The 2,541-nt window shown below is 50.1% G+C and carries 1 protein-coding gene; it reads right to left on the minus strand.

The window, feature by feature from the left end; all coding sequences use genetic code 11:
- Positions 1 to 2,541 (minus strand): non-ribosomal peptide synthetase (locus Xbud_RS15865; protein WP_145956652.1); only part of this gene is annotated, 2,541 nt, incomplete at both ends.

Here is a 2,541-nt window from a genome sequence, read left to right on the forward strand (position 1 = left end):
CCAGACAGGTTCTGGTAATGCCCGACGATCCACTTTACCGTTCAGGGTCAGCGGAATTGATTCAAGACGGGTAAAACTGGCCGGCACCATATATTCCGGCAAGCGGTCAGATAAGTATCTGAACAGCTCATTATCTGAAAGTTCGCTTTCCGCAACCGTATTTTCCGCAACCAAATAAGCCACCAGTGTTTTATTACCTTCATGTTCGCGATCAATCACTACCGCCTGCTTGATCTGTGGGTGCAAAGCCAGTGCACTTTCAATTTCCCCCAGTTCAATACGATAACCGCGGATCGTGACCTGAAAATCATTGCGCCCCAGATATTCCAGCTTGCCGTCCGGTTGCCAGCGCACCAAATCGCCGGTTTTATACAGGCGGGGGTAACCGCATTCTTTGTCTTTATCTGTGGCAAACGGGTTTGCCACAAACCGTTCGGCAGTCAGTTCAGGCCGGTTTAAATAGCCCCGCGCCAGCCCGGCACCGCCGATATGCAATTCTCCCGGTGCGCCGACAGGAGACAGATTGCCATAACTATCAAGTACGTAAAGGCGGACGTTATTATTCGCTGTGCCGATATTGGTTGCAGTGTCCCCACGTTGATACACATTCCCGGTCGCCTTAACGGTGGCTTCTGTCGGGCCATAAGCATTCAGTACGCTGCTGTATTGGCTGAAATATGCCAGAAAATCCAGGGAGGGAGACTCTCCCGCTGTAACCAATAATTGCAGGGAGGGTAACTCCGTGCCGATTAACAATTTCAAGATGGCCGGGGGTAAGACGGCAATCTCAATATTTTCCCGTTGAATGAGTCTGGCAACTGCATGGGAATGACGTTCTGTTTCGCTGCAAAGGTAAATGGTCAGGCCATTAAATAAGCTGGGGAATAATTCGAAAACAGAACCATCAAATACATAAGCAGCAAACATTAAGGCTTTTGTTCTCTTTGTTGCATCAAAAAGTTCAGCCTGCGTTGCCACCATGTGAGCCACATTTTTGTGCTCAATCATAACGCCTTTGGGCTGACCTGTGGTGCCTGACGTATAAATGATATAGGCCAAATCGGTTGGCCGGTTTATCCGCACCGGATTTTCCACAGACTGGTCTGTAGTAATTGTCCGGTCGTCCGCCGCGATGAGTACCGGTTGTTCCGTGAGTATTTGGATGTATTCTGCCAATGTGGTCAGATGCCGCTGTTGGGTCAGCACACAGGGCGCCGCTATGTCAGTCAGAATAAACTGTACTCGCTCAGCGGGATAGGCGGGGGAAATCGGCACATAAGCCCCGCCGGCTTTCAGCACCGCCAGTATGCTGATCACCATTTCCAGACTGCGATCAAGATACAGGGCTATCGGCGTATCAGCCTGCATTGTTTCATTATTCTGTTGTTGATAATTCTGTTGCAGATAGCATTCGCGGATCACAAAAGCTAGCTGATTTGCCCGTTCGTTAAGCTGGTGGTAAGTTAGTGTTTCGTTTTCAAACACCAGTGCCACGTTATCCGGTGTTCTTTCCACCTGGGCTTCAAACAGTTGTTGCAGGGTTTTATCCTGCGGATAAGGCGCATCGGTCTGGTTCCAGGTATGCAGCAGGGTATGGCGCTCCTGTGCAGACAGGATATCGAGCGCGGACAGTGGTTGTTTCTGGTTTGCCACAAAGGCGGTCAGCACCCGTTGATAGCTTTCTGTCAGCCTCACGATGGTGGCTTCATCAAACAGGCTGACTGCGTAATTCAGGCAACCGGTAATCTCGGTTTGTCCATCGGACATAAACAGGCTCAGGTCAAACTTGGCGGGGCTGTATAATGGCTCATCCAGAGTCATCGGCCTGAATGGCAGGCGGCTGTCTGACGGATTTTTTCCAAAGCTCTGCAAACCAAACATGATCTGAAAAATCGGGTGGCGGGCGGTATCACGTTCAATATTCAGGGCATCAAGGAGCTGTTCAAACGGCATATCCTGATGGGCCTTGGCTTCGGCAACCTGCTTATGGATCTGCTTAATCAGGACTTCCACGCTGACAGTTTGTTGCAGCTGCGCCCTTAAGACCAGTGAGTTGACAAACATCCCAATCAGGGGCTGAGTCTGGACATGGTGGCGGTTATCGGTTGGAGTCCCCAGTATGATATCGTTTTGCCCGGATAATTTTGCCAGCGTGACATAAAAGGCACTGAGCAACACCGTATACAGGGTCGTTTCCTGTGTTTTTGCCAGACTTCTTAATTGTTCAGAAAGCCGGGTATTCAGTACAAAATTGAAATCCTGTCCCTGATAATTCACCTGAGCTGGTCTGGGGCGGTCTGTTGGTAAGGCCAGTGATTCATGGCTGGCTAAAGCCTGTTGCCAGTAAGCAAGCTGGCGTTCACGCCGGTCACCTTGTAAATAGTCGCGTTGCCATGCGGCATAATCCCCGTAGGTGATATCCAGCGCAGGAAGCTGGCTGTTCCGGTTTTCCCGCAAGGAGTGGTAAATTTCCGCCAGTTCATCCATAAAGATATCAATTGACCAGCCATCAATGGCGATGTGGTGCCATAACAGTAATAA

This window comes from Xenorhabdus budapestensis, from assembly GCF_002632465.1.
In the GTDB taxonomy this organism is placed as follows: Bacteria; Pseudomonadota; Gammaproteobacteria; order Enterobacterales; family Enterobacteriaceae; genus Xenorhabdus; species Xenorhabdus budapestensis.